Below are 19,080 nucleotides of genomic sequence, written 5' to 3' on the forward strand. Positions count from 1 at the left end.
AATGAGTGATATTATTTCTATAAAAGATATTGATCTAAGCAAAAAAAAAGTTTTTATAAGATGTGATTTTAATGTCCCTCAAGATGATTTTTTAAATATCACTGATGACAGACGCATCAGATCGGCTATCCCTACGATAAGATATTGTTTAGATAATGGTTGCAGTGTGATTTTAGCTTCGCATTTGGGTCGCCCAAAAGAGATCAGTTCTAAATATTCTTTAGAGCCTGTAGCTAAGCGTTTAGCAAGGCTTTTAGATAAAGAAATTGTTATGGCAAAAGATGTTATAGGAGAAGATGCAAAAAGCAAAGCAGCAAATTTAAAAGCAAGTGAGATTTTAATGCTTGAAAATTTGCGTTTTGAAAAGGGCGAAACTAAAAATGATGAAAATTTAGCTAAAGAACTTGCTTCTATGGCCGAGGTTTATATCAACGATGCTTTTGGGGTATGTCATAGAGCACACGCTAGTGTAGAGGCTATCACTAAATTTTTTGATGAAAATCATAAGGGTGCAGGATTTTTACTACAAAAAGAGATTGAATTTGCTGAAAATCTTATCAAGCGTCCTGCACGTCCTTTTGTTGCTGTTGTGGGTGGATCAAAAGTAAGTGGCAAGCTTCAAGCTCTAACAAATCTACTTCCAAAAGTTGATAAACTCATCATTGGTGGTGGTATGGCATTTACTTTTTTAAAGGCGCAAGGTTTTGATATAGGAAATTCACTTTTAGAAGAAGAGCTTTTAGAAGAAGCCAATAAAATTCTTACAAAAGGAAAGAATTTAGGTGTTAAAATTTACTTACCTGTGGATGTAGTTGCTGCTCCTGCTTGCTCTCAAGAATCACCAATGAAATTTGTACCTTCGCAAGAAATTCCAAGTGGCTGGATGGGCTTAGATATAGGTCCTGCAAGTGTGAGACTTTTTAAAGAGGTTATTTCTGATGCACAGACCATTTGGTGGAATGGACCTATGGGTGTTTTTGAGATCGATAAATTTTCAAAAGGCAGCATAAAAATGAGCCATGCTATCAGCGATGGACATGCTACTACTGTTGTAGGGGGTGGCGATACGGCTGATGTTGTCGCGCGTGCTGGAGATGCAGATGAAATGACTTTTATTTCCACTGGGGGTGGTGCTTCTCTTGAACTTATAGAAGGTAAAGAACTTCCAGGCGTAAAAGCTTTAAGATCTAAGGAAAATGAATGATCTTTGCTGCAAATTTAAAATGCAATCACACAAGAGCAAGTTTTAAAATTTATGCTGAAATTTTAAATAAAACTATGGGAGCAAAATGTGATGATATTATCGTTTTTCCACCTAGTATAGCTTTTTTAGAAAATGAATTAAATTTTATACAAGGGGCGCAAAATTTTTATCCTTGTGTCAATGGAGCTTTTACAGGTGAACTTGGAAAAGAGCATTTGGATGAATTTGGAATCAAATGTGTTTTGATAGGGCATTCTGAAAGAAGGGCTTTGGGTGATGAAAATTTAATCAAAGCTAAATTTGATTTTGCTAAAGAGCATGCTTATAAAATCGTTTTTTGCATAGGCGAGGATTTAAAGCTTAAAAACTCAAATCAAACCTTAGATTTTTTAAAAAAACAACTTGAAGTTATTGACCTAGATTATAAAAATCTCATTATCGCTTATGAGCCTATTTACTCTATAGGAAGTGGTGTGAGTGCTAAAAAAGAAGATATTGCTAAAGTGCTTGAATTTCTTTCTTCGCTTACGCAAGCTCCTTTGCTTTATGGCGGAAGTGTAAATGAGGACAATATCAAAGATATTTTAAATATAAAACATTGCAGCGGTGTTTTAATAGGATCTGCTGCATTAAAAGCTGAAAATTTTATAAAACTAATTAAAGGATAAATGATGATAATGAAAGGCAAAAAAGGCCTTATAGTAGGCGTAGCCAATAATAAATCCATAGCTTATGGTATAGCAAAAGCTTGTTATGAGCAAGGATCAAGTTTAGCTTTTACTTTTTTAAATGATGCATTAAAAAAGCGTGTTGAGCCTATAGCAGAAGAATTTGGATCAAACTTTGTTTATGAGCTTGATGTAAATAACAGCGATCATTTAGACTTTATCGCTGAAAAAATTAAAAAAGATTTAGGTGAGATTGATTTTATAGTACATGCTGTTGCTTATGCGCCAAAAGAAGCTTTAGAAAATTCATTCTTAGAAACTTCAAAAGAAGCTTTTGATATAGCTATGCAAACTTCTGTGTATTCTTTACTTTCTTTAACGCGTGCGGTATTGCCAGTATTAAAAGAAAAGGGTGCAATTTTGACTTTAAGCTATCTTGGCGGGGTAAAATATGTGCCTCATTATAATGTTATGGGTGTGGCAAAAGCAGCTCTTGAAAGTTCTGTGCGTTATTTGGCAAGAGATTTAGGTATCAAAGGAATTCGTGTAAATGCGATTTCGGCAGGGCCTATTAAAACTTTAGCAGCAAGTGGAATAGGTGATTTTAGAATGATATTAAAATACAATGAAATCAATTCTCCTTTAAAACGCAATGTTAGTATAGAAGATGTAGGAAATTCGGCTATGTATTTACTTAGCGATTTGGCAAATGGTGTTACAGGTGAAATACATTATGTTGATGCAGGATATAACATCATGGGTATGGGTGATGTTGAAAAAAATGAAGAAGGGCAAACTGTTCTTTGTTGGGATAATCAAAAAGGATAAAAGATGGCAAAGCTTAGCAATGAAGAATTAAAAAATATACTTGAAGATCGCATTAAAAAACTTGAAAATTCTACTTTAAAAGAGGATAAGGTTATCAATGAAGAAAGTGTAAAAATTCTTGCTAAGCATTTATCTTTAGGTAATGAAATTCCAGTTCTTGCACAAAGATTTTTTCAAATCGCACCTAAAACAAAGTTAGTATGGCTTCATCTTTGTGAATGTACAGGGTGTAGTGAGAGTTTGTTGCGTTCTGAGTTGCCAAGTTTTGATGAGCTTATTTTTGATTTTTTTTCTTTAGAATATCATGAAACTTTAATGGCAGCAAATGGCACTAAGGCTGAAGAGCTTTTAGAACATGTTTTAGAAGAAGATTTTATTTTAGCGGTTGAAGGTGGTGTTGCAGCCATTGATACCTTTTTTCTTACTATAGGAGCGCAAGGAGAGAGTGGCTATGAAATTTTAGACAAACTAGCCGCTAAAGCCAAGGCTATCTTTGCAGTGGGTACTTGTTCAAGTTATGGTGGTATTCAAGCTGCTTATCCAAATCCTAGTAAAACTTGTGGTATTAGCGAAGTTTTAAGTCAGAAAGTAGTAAATATCCCAGGTTGTCCTCCAAGTGATATAAATATCATTGCGACTTTAAGTTTTTTTGCTTTATTTGGAGTTTTGCCTGAACTTGATGGGCAAAATCGTCCCGTGTGGGCTTATGGTAAATGTTTGCATGATATGTGTGAAAGAAAGGCAAAATTTGAAAGTGGGATTTTTGCTGAACATTTTGATGATGAAAAGGCTAAAAGTGGAGCTTGTTTATTTAAAATAGGCTGTAAAGGTCCTTATACTTATAATAATTGTCCTAAAGTAAAATTTAATGCTAAAACTTCTTGGCCTGTGGCTGCAGGACATGGTTGTATAGCCTGTAGTGAGAAAAATTTTTGGGATGAGTTTGGGAATTATGAAAAACCTATGGCAAATCCTTTTTCTTATGCTAAGCTTGTAAATCAGGAATTTAGTACAGAATTTGCCCTAGAAGAGCAAATTCAAATCCTATCTTCGATGGATTTTGAATTTGAAAGTAATTTAAAGCTTATCTTGCAAAACATTGCTAAAAATAAATTAGGTGCTTTACTTGTAGAAAATTACAAAACATCTTTTGAAAAAAACTTTATTTTTATAGAGCAAAATTTTGATGAAAATCCTATGCCTTCTAGTGATATTTGGAAGTATTTTGAGATCAATTTTATTTTGGCAAAGGGTGAGTTTTTACAAGATAAAAACGATTTTTTAAAAGCGGCGCAAAATTATAGCTTTAAGCATGCAAGTCCTTATGATTTTAAACTTACTCTTAATGAAAAATCAAAACTTGATGTGAGTAAATCTTTTCGTATGCCTTTGATTTATCTTTGCGGAGGGCTTGATTTTGAAGCTCTTGCTTATAGCGTTTTGAAGGCTTTTGAAAAAAATATTAAAAGCGTGATAGACTTTAATAAACAAAAAGCGGGTTAATTGATTACAAATTTTGTAATATTTAACCCTATAAAAGCCACTATATAGGCGCTGATGCAAGTAAAAAGAAAAAGGAAAAAAGTATATTTTATTTTTCCGCTTTCTTTTGAAAAGACTATGGTTGCAGCAAAGCAAGGATTATAAATCATTACAAATAAAATATACGCCACCGCACTAGGCAAAGGAATATTTTTAGCAATAATACCTTTTAAATCACTGCTTGTTTCATCCACTTCTTTTCCAAGAGAATAAAGCACCCCCATGGTAGAAATCATTACTTCTTTTGCGGCCAAACCACTGACTAAAGATACGCTTAATTTCCAATCAAGCTCAAGCGGAGAAAAAATAGGCTCAATTGTTTTGCCAAATTGCCCTAGATAACTTTGCTCAACAGCTCTTTCTTGAGCGCTAAAATCATCTAAATTGCTTTCATTGTTTGGAAAATTGCTTGCAAACCATATAAGTAAGGAAGCTACAAGTATAAAGGTCCCTGCTTTTTTAAGATACATTTTAGCTTTATTAAAGACCATAAACCATACTAAATGCCAATTTGGCATACGATATTTTGGCATTTCCATCACAAAGGGTTCATCAATACCGCGAAATGCAGTGGATCTTAAGAATTTGGCCGCAATAAGCCCTAAAATAGCACCTAGAAGATAAATTCCAAAAAGGTAATTCCCCGCTTCTTCACTTGGGAAAAATGCACCGATAAACAATACATAAACAGGAAGTCTTGCCCCACAACTCATAAAATTAATCACAAAGAGTGTTAAAAGTCTATCTCTTTTATTTTTAAGCGTGCGCGTAGCCATAAAAGCAGGCACAGAGCAGCCAAAACCAGTGATGAGCGGAATGAAGCTTTTTCCATGTACCAAATTTATGTAAAATTCCGTCTAGTAAGAAAGCCACTCTTGACATATAGCCTGTAGTTTCTAAAAGAGCAATGCCTAAAAATAAAATAATGATATTAGGCAAAAAAAGCACCACAGCTCCAACACCTGCAATAGCTCCATCAGCTAAAGCTGACGCAATGAAAGTGTTTTGAATATTGCCTTTGACCCATTCGCCTAAAGTATTAAAGCCTGATTCTATATAATCCATAGGAATTTGCCCTAGGGTAAAAGTGAGTTGAAACAAAAGCCACATTAAAAATAAAAATATAGGCAAACCAAAAAATTTGTGGATAAGCAATGCATCAATTTTTTTAGTAAGATTTCTTTCTTCTTTTTTGTAGGTGATGATCTTTCTTGAAAGCCCATTTACTAGGGTTAGTATATCTTCTTTTTCTAAGCTCTTTTCGCAAAGTGGAGTAGAAAATCTTGATTTGGGTGTAAATTTATTTTCAAATAAAATAATGATTTTTTCAAGTAAAAGTTCTAAATTTTGTTTTAGCTGAAATTTCAACAACATTGATTTGAAATTCTTTGCTTAAAATCGAAGTGTCAAGCTCTATACCTTCTTTTTTGGCTTCATCACACATATTTAGAGCAAGAAGCATTTTTTTATTGAGGCTTAGGAGTTCTGCACTAAGGATGAGATTGCGTTCTAAATTGGTAGCATCTAAAACATTAACTATGATATCGTAATTTTTACTTTCTAGAAATTGACGAGCGATTTTTTCTTCTTCGCTATAGCCATCTAAAGAATAAGTCCCAGGCAAGTCTATAAATTCAAGCTCATAATCTTTATAGCGTGTTTTTGCTACGGCTTTTTCTATGGTAACTCCGCTAAAATTTCCCACTTTCATATTGGCTTTGCAAAGTGTATTGATAAGTAGGCTTTTGCCAACATTAGGTTGGCCTGCTAGCGCAATAGTAATTTTTTTCATAGGGGTTCCACTTGTATAGTTTCAGCTTCATTTGATCTTAAAATCACGCAAGTGCTTTCAAACTCTACCATAATGGTCGCATTTTTTAAAGAAGAGTGTATTTTTTTAATGTTTTATTTTTCATAAAACCAAAGCTCAAAAGTCTAGAATGAAGTTCTTTATAAGCTTTGACTTCTTTGATAATTGCACTTTGTCCATCTTTTAATTCATTAAGCGTCATTGATATATTTCCTTTGGTGAAATTGTATAAAATATACACTAAAAAAATGTTTAGAAGTCTTGTAAGTCTTTTTAAGACTTACAATGAAAGAGCAGTTTGCTTTTCTAAATGTTTTATTTGTTCTAAAATATCGTGAATTTTATCCATGGTAAGATTTTCTTTTGCGTTATTGATGAATTTATCTTTTAATTCTTCAAAGCTTAAAGGATTGTCAAAATTGCCTTTATTGATAAAAACATCCTTACAAATCACTTTTCCATCTTGTAAGATAGCTTCCATGTGTCCAGGAAAATATTTTGGAAAACCTTGAGATTTTCTTTTCTCATAAGTGATTTTTTGTGCAAATTCAAGTACTTCTTTTCGTTTTAAATCTTGATAGGATTTAAGAGTAATCTTACCATCAAAAAAACCTAAAGCCATTAAAAAAGGCATAGAAAATTTGGCCTCATAAGCACTGTTTGGAGTGTATTTTGCTTCTAAAGGATCACAAATAAAAGAAATAGGAACTTCATCTACAAAACAACGAATGCTTTTGATTTCATCTGCTTTTAAGCCATCATTTTTTAAAGCTATGGCACAATCAATAAGACCGTGAGCAAAGTGACAACTTGGATAAGGCTTTATAGAAACTTGCATACTTTGCCAAATTTCACCCAAGCCTTTATCAAGTTCTGTTTTATCGCATTCTTGTTCTATACCAAAACATTTAAAGATATTATCCCTACCTTCAAAAATGCTTAGAGGTCCACTCATGTTATTTTTAGCAAAGTTAGCGACTAAAATTCCATTTTTAATGGCATTTGCTATATGTAAGACTTTTGAATTAGAACCATTGGATAAGAACTCATTAATCCCACTTGCAAAACTTCCAGCAAGTCCTAAAGCATTGATGATTTGTTGCTTGTTTAAATCAAGTAAAACTGCACTCGCACTCACACTTCCAAAAATCCCAGCGATAGCTGTAGTGTGAAAACCACGCTTATGAAAAGTTCCCTTACTTGCAATACCTACTCTAGCAGCAACTTCCCAGCCAACAATAAAAGCTTTTATAATTTTTTTAGCATCTTTACTGATATGAAAACCATAACTTAAACAAAGAGGAGTTAAAATCGCACTTGCATGTAAAATCGCTTCTGTATGTGTATCATCAAAATCAAGTGCATGAGAAGCAATGCCATTTAGCATGGCTGCATAAATAGGATCTAGTTTTTTATCATTTACCCATACAGGGGTATTTTTTTCTGTGCTTAAATTTTCAAAAGCTTTAAAGGCGTTTAAAATGCATTCTTCCTTGCTTGCTGCTATAGCTGTTCCAAGGCTATCAAGCATAAGTTCTTTAGCTCTTTGAACAACTGTATTAGGGATATTTTCATACTGAAGATTGAAAATAAAATCCGCTAAAATTTCGCTATATAACATCGTTTTTCCTATTGTAAAATAGCATGATTTTGAATTTTTTCTAAAAATTCATCCACTAGTTTAGGTGCATATCCTACATAGGTTGTTGCATCAAGCAAAGCATCGATTTCTTTTTCTTTCAATACCTTAGATACTCTTTTATCTGCAAGTAAAACTTCTTTAAAGGTTTTTTGTTTTTCGATACCTAGCATAGCATTTTCATAAACAATTTCATGGGCGTGTTGTTTTCCATAATGATCGCTTAATGCAAACATAACACGCTCTGCTAAAACAAAACCATTAAGAGTATTTAAATTTTTAAGCATTTTGTCTTTTTTTACTTCTAAATCACTAAGAGCGAATTTCATATTTGCTAAAACCACAGAAAGCATTAAAAACATTTCAGGTAAAAGTTTCCATTCCATTTTCCAAACTTGTCCATCTCTTTCATGCTCATGTCTTTCAATATCACTTAAAATGGCTAAATTTGCTTTAAAGGCATTGCTTACTGTAACTGCATTTTCGCTTACTGCAGGATTTCTTTTGTGTGGCATAGTGCTTGATCCTACTTGTCCTTTGCCAAAAGGTTCAGCAACTTCATCAATTTCATTATGTGAAAGGATTAAAATTTCATGAGCGATTTTGTTAAAGGTTGCGTTGATATTGCCTAGTACAAAACCAAGTTCTATAAAGCGATCACGTGCGCTCTGCCAAGAAATATTAGGCACATCAAGTCCTAAATTTTCTAAAGTGAGTTTTTCTACTTCATTACATTCATCACTTAAGCTAGCCTTGGTTCCAACAGCTCCTACTATACTGCCTACATAAAGTCTTTTTTCAAGTTCAAGTATTCTTTCAAAATGACGCTCAAGTTCGCTTAACCAAATAGCCACTTTATGTCCAAAAGTAATAGGCAAAGCCTGAAGTGCTAAAGTTCTTCCCATCATAGCAGTATTTTTGTGCGTTTTAGCAAGTTTTACTAAAGCTTTTGCAATGGCTTTTAATTCGCTTTTTACAAGAGTCATAGCTTCTTTAAATTGCAAAACAAGTCCTGTGTCAATGATATCTTGAGTGGTTACCCCAAAATGTACATATTCGCCTAGATTATTATAGCAAGCTTTTTCTAATCCCCTAACAGTAGGAACTAAAGGATGTTTGGTTTTTTTAAATTCATTAAAAATAAAATCCATATCCATAAATTTATAATAAGCTTTTTTTGCAATTTCATCTGCTGCTTCTTGGGGGATGATATTAAGTTTTGCTTGTGCTTTTGCTAATGCTGCTTCAACATCAAGCCATTTTTGTATGCGATTTTCTTCACAAAAAACAGCACGCATATCTTGCGTGCTCCATGAATCTGCTAATAATTTATGATCAAATACGCTAATTCCAGTCATTTTATTTCCTTATTTTTTAATACTATCAAAAGCCTTAGCTAAATCAGCAATCAAGTCTTTAGTATCTTCAAGTCCTATATGAAATCTTACAAATGGACCTCTTTTGCTCCAGTCTGTTGCAGTTCTTGGTGGAGTAGTTACAGTTGCTAAACTTTCATAGCCACCCCAGCTAGCACCTATAGAAAAATATTCTAACTCATCTACAAATTTAATAGCATCTTCTTTACTATAACCCTCTGCAAATTCGATAGTAACCATACCGTTAGCACCTTTATGATCGCGCATAAAAATTTCATGGTTTGGATGGGTTTTGAGTTTTGGATAGAAAATAGTTTTAATTTCTTTTCTTGTTTGTAAAAACTCTACGATTTCATCTGCACTTTTTTCATGAGCTTTCATTCTTACATCTAAAGTTCTCATACCACGAAGAACTAAATAAGCATCATCAGGGCTTGTTGTAAAGCCTAAAGCTTCAGGGAGTTTGTCAAAATTTTTCCATTCTTTTTCATTGATAACCACTACACCCATGGTAACATCAGAGTGACCGCTAAGATATTTTGTCGCAGCTATAACCGAAATATCTACGCCTAGCTCAAGTGGATTTAGGAAGTATCCGCTTGAATAAGTATTATCAATAGCTACAGGAATATTATGAGAGTGTGCAATTTTGCAAAGCTTTGGCAAATCTATGATTTCATAAAGTATAGAACCAGGGCTTTCGCATAGGATGAGTTTGGTATTAGGCTTGATTTTTTCTTCTACATCACTTGCATCGGCTTTTAAAAAATCAATCTCAACACCCATTTTTTCTAAAAATAATTCACAAATTGTTCTTACAGGCCCATAGATTGCATCAGTGATTAAAAAATGTGCGTCTTTACTAGCATAGTTTAAAAGTACCATAGCAAGTGCTGCAAGTCCTGTTGGGAAAAGTTGAGCTCTGTAGCCGCCTTCTAAGCTGCAGATAAGTTTTTCAAGTTCGAAGTTAGTTGTCGTTCCTCTAGCACCATAGCTTAATACACGATCAGTTTTTCTTAATTCTCTATATTTTTGCCAAGTGGCATGATCTTTAAAAAGTATGGTTGATGCACGCATAAGTGTAGGATTGACTGATCTTACTTCAACATTTTGATCACCTCTACCGCAATGAATAAGTTTGGTTTTTGAGTTCATTTTGTCTCCTTTTAAAGATAAATATAAGTCATAATGATATTTACAATAGCCGCTACAAGCATAGGAATAGCTGTTCTTTTAACTACAGCAAAAGGACTTACTTTTGCGATAGCTGAGATAGCTAAAATAGCAGGTGCTATAGGGCTCACGCATCTTCCAAAGCCTGTCATGATTTGAATAGGTGCTATCATGGTGATAGTTTCAATGCCAAAATGTTTTGCTATATTTGGGATAAGTGGGGCAAAGCTAAAAAATGCTGCATTTCCAGAACCCATTAAGAAAGCACAAACTGCAAGTAAAATTGAAACTGCGATGATGATAGCAAGTACTCCAAATCCTGCATTTTTACAAAATTCTATTAAGGTATCTACAAAGCCAACCGATAAAAGCCCGCTTGCAAATACTTGACCGCATACTATCAAAGAAACAGTGATAACAAATAAATGTCCCATTCCTTTAAAGAATATCATAATAGAATTGAGTGTTTCTACTACGCTTTTATAGCGTATCATTTCAAAAACAATCGCAACAAAAGTTGAAATCACCATAGCCACAGGAACATTCATTTTGATAGCCGAACTAGCTGCAGCTTTTACTTCTTCTTCACTACTAATTCCCATTAAAACTAAAATGCTATCAAGTACAGAACTAAATCCAAGTATTAATACCAAAGGTATAACAGGCAAGATAGCATAAATTTTTGGAGGTTTTTTAAGTTCATTTTCTTTATCTTTATTTTCACTGAGTTCTTTTTCTACTTCTTGAGCATTAAAAACAAAATTATCTTTTTTATCAAAGAATTTATTGCAAAAATATATAGCAATACCTACAGCTACAATGATAGGTAGGGTTGTAGGGAGTTGATAATGAACAAAATAAATAGCAGGATCGATTTCAGCTACTTTTGAAGCCATGATTACATTGCCACTTCCAGGACCATGATCGATATATTGACAAATACCAATTACGCTTAGAGCTGAAAGTTTAGAAACTCCAGAGCGAACCAATATAGGATACATAGTAACCATAAGTAAAAGTCCTAAGCCTGCATGAGAAGGGATAAAAAGAACTAAAAATTGCACGATAAAATATGCAACTAAAAGTAAAACATAAGGGGATTTTACCATTTTTAAAGGTTTTTCAAAAACTTTAAAGAGTGCGTAAGATGCACCAACATGATCCATATAAGCAGAAAAACCTGCTATAGCCATTAGTGTTAGTCCTAGACCTGCTAAGGTGTTTGACATGGTTTGGTTAAAAACTTGAAAAATATCAAAAAAACCTAAATTTAAAGAACCTTTTGCAACAATATGTGGCGAAAGTCCAAAAATAGCAGCCAGGGAAAGCAAAAGTAAACCACTTAAAAGCAATGCCATGTGAGCATTGATTTTTTTATAAAGCATAAATACAAGTAAAAAAACACTAAATAAAGAAAAAGTTAAACCTAACATGTTTTATCCTTTTTGAGCAATAACTTCTATTTCTACTTTAGCTCCTTTTGGTATATCTTTTACTGCAAATGCACTTCTTGCAGGATAGGGAGATTTGAAAAATTGCGCATACACTTCATTAAAGGCAGCAAAATCTGAAATATCTGCTAAAAGACAAGTTGTTTTGATGACTTGATCGTAAGAAATTCCATTTTCTTCTAATATAGCCCCTATATTTTTTAGAGATTGTTTAGTTTGCTCTTTAATATCAGAGCTTTCTATTTCTCCTGATGCTGGATTGATAGGGATTTGTCCCGAGATAAAAAGCAAACCGTTTGCTTCTCTATAAGCTGAGTAAGGGCCGATAGCCTTTGGATAATTTGACATTTTCTCTCCTTTTTTATTAATGTAAATTAAATAAACGTATTTTATCACGATAATAATAATTTGTCAATATTTTATTATCACGATAATAAAATATTATCTTTAAGAATATTTTTAAAAAATTAAAGTTAAAATTTAAGCTTTGGATTCTAAATTTTATTATTTTAGGAATATTTTCATGGATGAAAAACAAAAAGAGCAATTTATAAAGCTCACGAATTTTTTAGGACAAGTTTTAGGTAAGCAGTATGAAGTGGTTTTTCATGTTCTTTCTAAAGAGGGTGCTTATATAGCAGCTATTGCAAATAGTCATGTCAGCGGTAGAACTCTTGAATCTCCCTTGAGTGCTTTTGCAAGTGAACTTGTGCAAAATAAGGCTTATTTAAAAGAAGATTTTTTGTGTGATTATAAGGCTTTGATTGGAAAATCAAAACTTGTTAGAGGTTCGACATTTTTTATAAAAAATTCTGATGAATTGGTAGGAATTTTGTGTATCAATCACGATACGAGCATGATGAGAGACTTGGTTTGTAGGATTATAGATATAGAAAAATTAGGCGATATGAGTGAATTTTTAAATCAAGACAAAGAAAATAATACCAGTGTAGATAGTTTAGGAAATATAGAAACCCTAAGTCATTCTATAGAAGAAATTTTAGCTCAAAGCATTGATATGAATTATTTAAATTCGGATTATCAACTTAGCATGGCACAAAAAGAAGAGATTACAAAAACTTTATATCAAAAGGGTATTTTTAATATCAAGGGTTCTGTGCCTATAGTGGCTAGACTCTTAAAAATTTCAGAGCCTAGTGTCTATAGGTATTTAAAAAATTTTAAATCATAGAAATTATTTTTTAAATAATTTTAAAATTCCTAAAGAAAGGCGTTTACTTAGGCTTTTTTTAGAGCTTTTGAGTAAAAACTCGGCTACATCTTTACGGCCAAACATGATAGCAAAACTATAAGGTGTCATACCTAAGCCATTATTTTCATCTATATTTGCTCCATATTTTACTAAAAGCTCGCACATAGGCAAATAGCCCTTAAAGCAAACTCCTGCTAAAGGTGTTTGTCCTCGATCATTTTTTTCATCAACAAGCGCACCCTTTTCTAAAAGCATTTTTGCGCATTCGTAAGAATTATTATAAGCTGCAAGCATAAGCAAGGTATCGCCTTTATGTGTTTTTAAATTCACATTCAGTCCTGCTTCTATCATGATTTTAAGATTTTCATATTCGTTATTTCTAGCAAAATTAAAAGCCATTTTGCAAAGCTCGGCAAATCTTTTTTCTTCTTCTAAGCTAAGTGTCATCATCGTTTTTCCTTTGTTTATAATCTTTAGTTTGCCACCTAAAAAGTGGCAAGTAAAAATTATTTTCCCAAAGCTTTTTTAACACCTTGTGCATAATCAGGTGAAATTTTTTCAAAATGTCCTAAAGCTCTAGTAATGATTTTTTCTTCTACACCTTCCATAGAAGCTGCTATATTTTCAAAAAGTTGTTCTTTTTGGTTTTGATTCATGATGTTAAACAACGCTCTTGGTTGAGTGTAAAAATCATTATCTAAAGGAGCATATCTTTGCGCATTACCTTCTAAAACTAAATCAGGCTCAAGATAGCTTTTGTCTTCTTTTGGGCTTTCTTCATAGCTGTTTGGCTCATAATACGCAGCACCATTTCTATAGCTATCAAAATTCATAGCACCTGCAACATTGTAAGTATTTACTTCACTTCTAGCACGATTTACAGGTAAAAGATGATAATTAGTTCCTATTCTATATCTTTGTGCATCAGGATATGAGAAAATTCTAGCTTGTAGCATTTTATCAGGACTAAAACCTATACCAGGTACTATATTGCTTGGGCTAAAAGCTGCTTGTTCTACTTCATTAAAATAATTTTGTGGATTTTGATTTAAGATCATTTCGCCTATATCCATTAAAGGCACTACGCTATGTGGCCAAATTTTAGTTAAATCAAAAGGATTAAAGCCTAGTTTGTCAGCATCTTTTTCAGCAAGAATTTGAACTTGAACTTTCCATTTTGGGAAATCTTTATTTTCTATAGCATTGTAAAGATCTCTTTGGTGGCTTTCTCTATCTTTGGCGATAAGTTCAGCAGCTTCTTTATTGCTAAGATTTTTAATACCTTGTAGGGTTTTAAAATGGAATTTCACCCAAAATCTTTCGTTTTTGTCATTGATAAAGCTATAAGTATGGCTTCCAAAACCATGCATATGGCGATAACTTGCCGGAATTCCTCTATCGCTCATAAGAATAGTTACTTGGTGTAAGCTTTCAGGACACAAACTCCAAAAATCCCAAGCGGCATTATTACTTCTTAAGTGCGTTCTTGGATCTCTTTTTTGAGTGTGGATAAAATCAGGAAATTTATAAGCATCACGGATGAAGAATGTTGGGGTATTGTTTCCTACTAAATCCCAGTTTCCTTCTTTGGTATAAAATTTAATAGCAAAACCTCTAACATCGCGTTCAGCATCGGCTGCACCTGCTTCGCCAGCTACTGTTGAAAAACGCAAAAACAATGGAGTAACTTCACCTTTTTGAAAAATTTTAGCTTTGGTATAAGCACTTAAATCTGCTGTAATTTTTATTTCGCCATAAGCTGCGCTTCCTTTTGCATGCACTGTTCTTTCTGGAATTCTTTCTCTATTTTGATGAGCAAGTTTTTCAAGTAAAAGATAATCTTGCATAAGTAAAGGGCCTTTTGCACCTGCGCTTAAAGAGTTTTGATTATCGGCTATAATGTTTCCGAAGTCGTTAGTTAATTTTTTCATTATTTTCTCCTAAATAATAATTTTTATTAGTTGAGAAATTATATCTATTAAAAATTAAAATTAGCTGAATTAATATAAATTAATAAAAAATATTAATGATAATAAATTTCAAAATAAATTTAGTTTGATTATATTATAATAATAATTATCAAAATAATTTAAAATAAAAATCACAAAGGAGAGCTTATGTCAGTTTTGGTTATTGGTGCAGATGAAATAACACCTATTAAGGCTGTTTTGTATGATTTAGGTGCAAAAAAAATAGAGCATTGGGATGCGCGCAATGAAAATAGAGTCAATCGCAAACCTATTCCTTGTGATACAGAATGTATAGTAATGCTTACGAGTTTCTTAAATCACAATACTATGAAAAAAATTAAAAACGAGGCTAAAAAACGAAAAATTCCATTAGTTTGCGCAAAAAGAAGCGTAAGTTGCGTGTATTGTGAGTATTGTAAGATATTTAATTTAGATAAAGAATTTTCTTGCTCTAAGGTTGAATAATGCTATTTGGATTTGATGATAAAAGAGAATTTATCCCTCGGGTTTATAGTTCTTTGTGCAAGCAAGAGCTTGTCAAAACTTTTTTGATTCAATACAATGCTAGTATTGATAGTGCTTTAAGAATCCCGCTTTCATATGCAAAAAGTGCAAAGGATTTAAAAATGCCTTTTCAAAACTTCTTGCAAGATGTGATACATACGCCTTTTGGCAAGATAAAAAATATCGATAAAAATCTTACTTTGAACATTTCTTATTTTCAAAAAAGAAAGAGTTTGATTTTTAAGACTAAGATATTTCAAAATGTCGATATTTTAAGGCTTTTAAGAGCTTATTTTAGAGGAATTTGTTTTGATGCGCAAGTTTTATTTGATTTTTATGTATATGATAAAATTTCTCATCAAAATCAAAATCGAAGCATTGTTCAAAATGATAATTTGATTATCATAGATAATAAAATTGCCGTTTTACCTCTTTGCAAGGAAGTGGATCTTCAAAATTTAAATATCGATAACGAAATTCAAAAAATATCTAAATTTATATATCAAAATCAATTTGAACAAATCTACATAGTTTGTCCGCGTAACAAAAAATTCACACATTTTATTCAAATAAAACATTTTTTATGCGATTTAAATAAAACTATGTTAAAATTAGTTCCGTATTCAATAACAAATAAACTTATAAGGAGAAAATAATGTCAGTAGCAGTAATTTATGGAAGTGCTATGGGAAATACAGAAGGAGCAGCAAATACAATCGCTTCAAAATTAGGAATTAGTGATGTTTTAAATGTTGCAGATATTGATGCAGCTAAAATTAATTCTTATGATAAATTAATTTGTGGAACTTCTACTTGGGGAAGTGGTGATTTACAAGATGATTGGGATGGTTTTGATTTTTCAGGTCTTAGCCTTGGTGGAAAAACTGTAGCTGTATTTGGAATGGGTGATAGTGAAAGCTATTCAGACACTTTCTGCGGTGGTATGGGAAAACTTGCAGAAAATTTAAAAAATGCAGGCGCAAATTTAGTAGGTGAAGTTTCAACTGATGGCTATACATTTGAATCAAGCGATGCAGTTGTTGATGGAAAATTTGTAGGTCTTGCACTTGATAATGACAATCAAGAAGATCAAACTGAAGCAAGAATTGACGCTTGGGTAGAACAAATCAAAGCTCATTTTGCTTAATTTTTAAAAATATCGGCTTTCTTTGCCGATATTGTATTGTATTTTTAATTTTAACTATTCCACTTTTTTCAAAACCAGATCAAAAAATTACTCCTATTATAGAAAAAGCAAAAGATTACTTTTTTATAGAGAAAGATTTAAAATTAACGCATTATCATACAAGTTATCGAATTTTTGTGGCAAAAAGTAAAATAAAATATAAAAAATATAAGGTAATTTATTTGCTTGATGGCAATGCGTTTTTTTCGAGATTTTTAAATCTTTATAATTATTTGCCTAAAGAAGATATTTTAATTGTTGGTATAGGTTATGATAGCCCTTTGGCGTTTGATACTACCCATAGGACAAAAGATTATACTCCTAAGGTTCAAGGTTTGGAATTTCAAAATGGAGGAGGTAGCTTTGAATTTAGACAATTTATCAAAACAGAGCTTTTACCTTATATTAATACACATTATGAAACCAGTGAAGATTTTCAAATTCTTTTTGGACATTCTTTTGGCGGACTTTTTGCTTTAGATACTTTATTTAATGATACAAAGCTTTTTAGCCATTATTTTATTATTTCACCTTCTTTGTGGTGGGGTGGTAGTGAATTTATACCTAAACGAATTTCTTTATCAAATTGTCCTCAAATTTATATGGCTTTAGGTTCGGCTGAGAGTAATTCTAGCATTAAGAAAGCTAAAGCTAAAATAAGTGTTAAAGAACTTGGTATGCAAATTTTAAATCATAGTGCTTGTGAAGTTGAATTTAAACTTTTTGAGAATGAAACTCATGGGAGTGTAATAGAAAAGGCTATGATTTGGGCTATAGAAAATATCAAATCAGAGCCAATTGATTGATTATTTATCCTTTTCTCATTGCTTCTATCATTACCTTTGCTTTGCAGTCTGCACAACAATAAAGGGTTTTTATCTTGCTCTCATCATTGCCAAATTTAGGCTTCATCAAATTCGCAATTTTTTCTACCGCTTTTTTAGTGGCAAACTCTTTTCCACACTCTATGCAAGCAAAAAGTTCATCTTTTGCCATGGTTTGGTATTCAAAATAGTTGGGATTAAATTCCATTCCACTACGCGTAAGTTTTAGAGTATCTTTTTCAGCACAACTTACTTCGCAGTATCCACAGGTAGTGCATAATGAAGCATTGAATTTAAGTGCATTTTCTTTAGTATCAGCAATCAAAGCTCCTACATTACAGGCTCCTACGCAAGAAAGGCAGAGAGTACAGGTATTTGCATTGATTTCTATTTTTCCATATCTTAACCATTCGCCACTTTCTTTTACGCCAAAATCATCATTTTGGATCAAATTTTGCATTCTTTTGGCAAAATTTTCTCTAGTAGTAAGAGTGTTATTGTGAAAATCAAAACTTAAATTTTCTATAAATTCTTGCTTTCCTAAAGCATTTTGCAATTCTTTTTCATCTTTAGCGGTAAAAATAGCTTCTTTTTGAAATTTTCTTTCAAAAAAAGTATTTAAAAGATCTATTGCTTCAGCACTTCCTCGTGAAATAAAATCCGTGTAAAAAACCAAATTTGCACCACTGCTTTGCAAAAGAGTTAGAAAATGCATAGAAGAAAGCCACTTTTCACCTTCTATCATAAAAGGCAAAACATCTTTGGGTAGCTTTATATTTAAATTTTCTAAAGACATTTTTTTAGGTATGATTAAAATCTTTTTTTCTTTATAAAATTCACAAAGTTCAAAAAAACTTTCCCTAGGCATGGGTGCATAATCAAGCGAACCACTAGGGCACACGCTGATACAGCCTCCACAGCCTAGGCAATCTACTTGAGAAAATTCTAAATGCTTGTTTTCATCATCTTTTAAAATAGCTATCGTAGGGCAAATTTCAGCACACTTTGCGCAATGCTCACTGCGTCTTTCGTGGTATTGACATACGCTAGAATCATAGGTAATATAGGTTTTGTATGTGTATTTTGGGCTTTTATCTTGTAAAAATTTCAGTAAACTTTCTTGATTTTTAAAATTGCTAATATTATAACAGCCACTTTGTCTTGTAAAATCCTTGCGAATGTCGTTAGAATTTGTATTAAAAAGTAAAATATCAAAATCAATTTCTACTTCTTCTCCTTGATTTAAAATCACAGCACAAAGCTCGCCTATGCTGCCAAATACTGCTAGAATTTCTTCATTTTTTAAGCTTATGATTTTAAAGTTTTGTTTTTTTAAAAAATCAGCCATAGTATCATCAGAATCTACTAAAATAATGCGGTTTTTTACTTCTTTGTTTTGTTCTAAATCAAGCCCTAAATCATAGACATTTGCCCTAGCTTCATAAAGTTTTAATATATTTTTACTTTTTTCTAAAATTTCATCTTGTGAACTTTTAAGATAAAAATTGATTTCTGGAGCATAAATTTGTGCTTTTTGTGCTTTTTCATTAGAAATTAAAACTTCTTCATCTTTGCAATTTTCCCAAATATTTATCTCATCGGGCAAGGGAATAAGATTTTCATTTTGTATGAAAACAAAGTCTTTCATTGATTTTCCTTGATGGTCAATTTGCCAAATTCTATGGTAAAATA

At 32.3% G+C, this 19,080-nt stretch carries 17 protein-coding genes and 2 pseudogenes; 9 read left to right on the forward strand and 10 right to left on the reverse strand.

Going from position 1 to position 19,080, the window contains the following annotated elements; genetic code table 11:
• Nucleotide 1: 1 nt before the first annotated feature.
• From CCO88_RS00095 to CCO88_RS00110, 4 genes are read left to right on the forward strand one after another with little or no spacing between them, the layout of a single operon-like run.
• Nucleotides 2-1,204, forward strand: coding sequence for a phosphoglycerate kinase (locus CCO88_RS00095; protein WP_002838964.1), 1,203 nt, complete (start codon nucleotides 2-4; stop codon nucleotides 1,202-1,204).
• Nucleotides 1,201-1,872, forward strand: coding sequence for a triose-phosphate isomerase (locus tag CCO88_RS00100; protein ID WP_002838965.1), 672 nt, complete (start codon nucleotides 1,201-1,203; stop codon nucleotides 1,870-1,872). The genes CCO88_RS00095 and CCO88_RS00100 overlap by 4 nt, the downstream gene beginning before the upstream one ends.
• 3 nt (nucleotides 1,873-1,875) lie before the next feature.
• The gene (gene fabI, locus CCO88_RS00105; protein ID WP_002838966.1) at nucleotides 1,876-2,700 is read left to right on the forward strand and encodes an enoyl-ACP reductase FabI; all 825 of its coding nucleotides are present in this window, start codon (nucleotides 1,876-1,878) and stop codon (nucleotides 2,698-2,700) included.
• A 3-nt stretch (nucleotides 2,701-2,703) separates the two neighbouring features.
• On the forward strand, nucleotides 2,704-4,203 hold the full coding sequence (locus tag CCO88_RS00110; RefSeq protein WP_002838967.1) for a hydrogenase small subunit: 1,500 nt from the start codon (nucleotides 2,704-2,706) through the stop codon (nucleotides 4,201-4,203).
• Here the strand turns inward: CCO88_RS00110 and feoB are convergent.
• The 7 genes and pseudogenes from feoB to CCO88_RS00145 form a co-directional block, all read right to left on the reverse strand.
• A pseudogene (feoB, locus tag CCO88_RS10290) lies at nucleotides 4,200-6,034 on the reverse strand (ferrous iron transport protein B). The gene CCO88_RS00110 and the pseudogene feoB overlap by 4 nt on opposite strands.
• Nucleotides 6,031-6,254, reverse strand: a pseudogene (locus CCO88_RS00120) (FeoA family protein). Before CCO88_RS00120 ends, feoB begins: the two co-directional pseudogenes overlap by 4 nt.
• A 78-nt stretch (nucleotides 6,255-6,332) precedes the next feature.
• A complete protein-coding gene (locus tag CCO88_RS00125) occupies nucleotides 6,333-7,673 on the reverse strand; it encodes an MmgE/PrpD family protein (RefSeq protein ID WP_002838969.1) in 1,341 nt (446 codons plus the stop codon).
• 8 nt (nucleotides 7,674-7,681) lie between these two features.
• Entirely contained in the window at nucleotides 7,682-9,049 is a 1,368-nt protein-coding gene (purB, locus tag CCO88_RS00130; protein WP_002838970.1) for an adenylosuccinate lyase, read from the reverse strand.
• A gap of 9 nt (nucleotides 9,050-9,058) precedes the next feature.
• Nucleotides 9,059-10,222 carry a trans-sulfuration enzyme family protein gene (locus CCO88_RS00135; RefSeq protein ID WP_002783851.1) on the reverse strand — a complete coding sequence of 388 codons (1,164 nt, stop codon included), beginning with the start codon at nucleotides 10,220-10,222 and terminating at the stop codon, nucleotides 9,059-9,061.
• An 11-nt stretch (nucleotides 10,223-10,233) separates the two neighbouring features.
• Nucleotides 10,234-11,673 (reverse strand): C4-dicarboxylate transporter DcuC, encoded by a 1,440-nt coding sequence (gene dcuC, locus CCO88_RS00140; RefSeq protein WP_002838971.1) that lies wholly within the window; start codon nucleotides 11,671-11,673, stop codon nucleotides 10,234-10,236.
• Between the two features lie 3 nt (nucleotides 11,674-11,676).
• Nucleotides 11,677-12,039 carry a RidA family protein gene (locus CCO88_RS00145; RefSeq protein WP_002783861.1) on the reverse strand — a complete coding sequence of 121 codons (363 nt, stop codon included), beginning with the start codon at nucleotides 12,037-12,039 and terminating at the stop codon, nucleotides 11,677-11,679.
• Between the two features lie 175 nt (nucleotides 12,040-12,214).
• Here CCO88_RS00145 and CCO88_RS00150 point away from each other — a divergent pair, with 175 nt between their 5' ends.
• A complete protein-coding gene (locus CCO88_RS00150; protein ID WP_002780465.1) occupies nucleotides 12,215-12,883 on the forward strand; it encodes a helix-turn-helix transcriptional regulator in 669 nt (222 codons plus the stop codon).
• Between the two features lie 3 nt (nucleotides 12,884-12,886).
• Here CCO88_RS00150 and CCO88_RS00155 read toward each other — a convergent pair whose 3' ends face one another.
• Nucleotides 12,887-13,354, reverse strand: a complete 468-nt coding sequence (locus tag CCO88_RS00155; RefSeq protein WP_002777848.1) for a Cj1386 family hemin-binding protein — start codon at nucleotides 13,352-13,354, stop codon at nucleotides 12,887-12,889.
• Between the two features lie 56 nt (nucleotides 13,355-13,410).
• Complete coding sequence (locus CCO88_RS00160; protein WP_002780467.1) at nucleotides 13,411-14,835, reverse strand: catalase; 1,425 nt, start codon at nucleotides 14,833-14,835, stop codon at nucleotides 13,411-13,413.
• Nucleotides 14,836-15,021: 186 nt separating this feature from the next.
• On the opposite strand from CCO88_RS00160, the gene CCO88_RS00165 reads away from it, so the two are divergent.
• The 4 genes from CCO88_RS00165 to CCO88_RS00180 are packed head-to-tail and all read left to right on the forward strand — an operon-like array spanning nucleotide 15,022 to nucleotide 17,370.
• A complete protein-coding gene (locus CCO88_RS00165; protein ID WP_002777843.1) occupies nucleotides 15,022-15,339 on the forward strand; it encodes a DUF2325 domain-containing protein in 318 nt (105 codons plus the stop codon).
• Nucleotides 15,339-16,034, forward strand: coding sequence for a hypothetical protein (locus CCO88_RS00170; RefSeq protein WP_002783868.1), 696 nt, complete (start codon nucleotides 15,339-15,341; stop codon nucleotides 16,032-16,034). The genes CCO88_RS00165 and CCO88_RS00170 overlap by 1 nt, the downstream gene beginning before the upstream one ends.
• A complete protein-coding gene (gene fldA, locus CCO88_RS00175) occupies nucleotides 16,034-16,525 on the forward strand; it encodes a flavodoxin FldA (RefSeq protein ID WP_002777839.1) in 492 nt (163 codons plus the stop codon). Before CCO88_RS00170 ends, fldA begins: the two co-directional genes overlap by 1 nt.
• The gene (locus tag CCO88_RS00180) at nucleotides 16,492-17,370 is read left to right on the forward strand and encodes an alpha/beta hydrolase (RefSeq protein WP_002787799.1); all 879 of its coding nucleotides are present in this window, start codon (nucleotides 16,492-16,494) and stop codon (nucleotides 17,368-17,370) included. The genes fldA and CCO88_RS00180 overlap by 34 nt, the downstream gene beginning before the upstream one ends.
• 4 nt (nucleotides 17,371-17,374) lie before the next feature.
• Here CCO88_RS00180 and CCO88_RS00185 read toward each other — a convergent pair whose 3' ends face one another.
• The gene (locus CCO88_RS00185) at nucleotides 17,375-19,036 is read right to left on the reverse strand and encodes a 4Fe-4S dicluster domain-containing protein (RefSeq protein WP_002780476.1); all 1,662 of its coding nucleotides are present in this window, start codon (nucleotides 19,034-19,036) and stop codon (nucleotides 17,375-17,377) included.
• Nucleotides 19,037-19,080: the final 44 nt, after the last annotated feature.

This window comes from Campylobacter coli LMG 9860 (assembly GCF_000254135.1).
Taxonomy (GTDB): domain Bacteria; phylum Campylobacterota; class Campylobacteria; order Campylobacterales; family Campylobacteraceae; genus Campylobacter_D; species Campylobacter_D coli.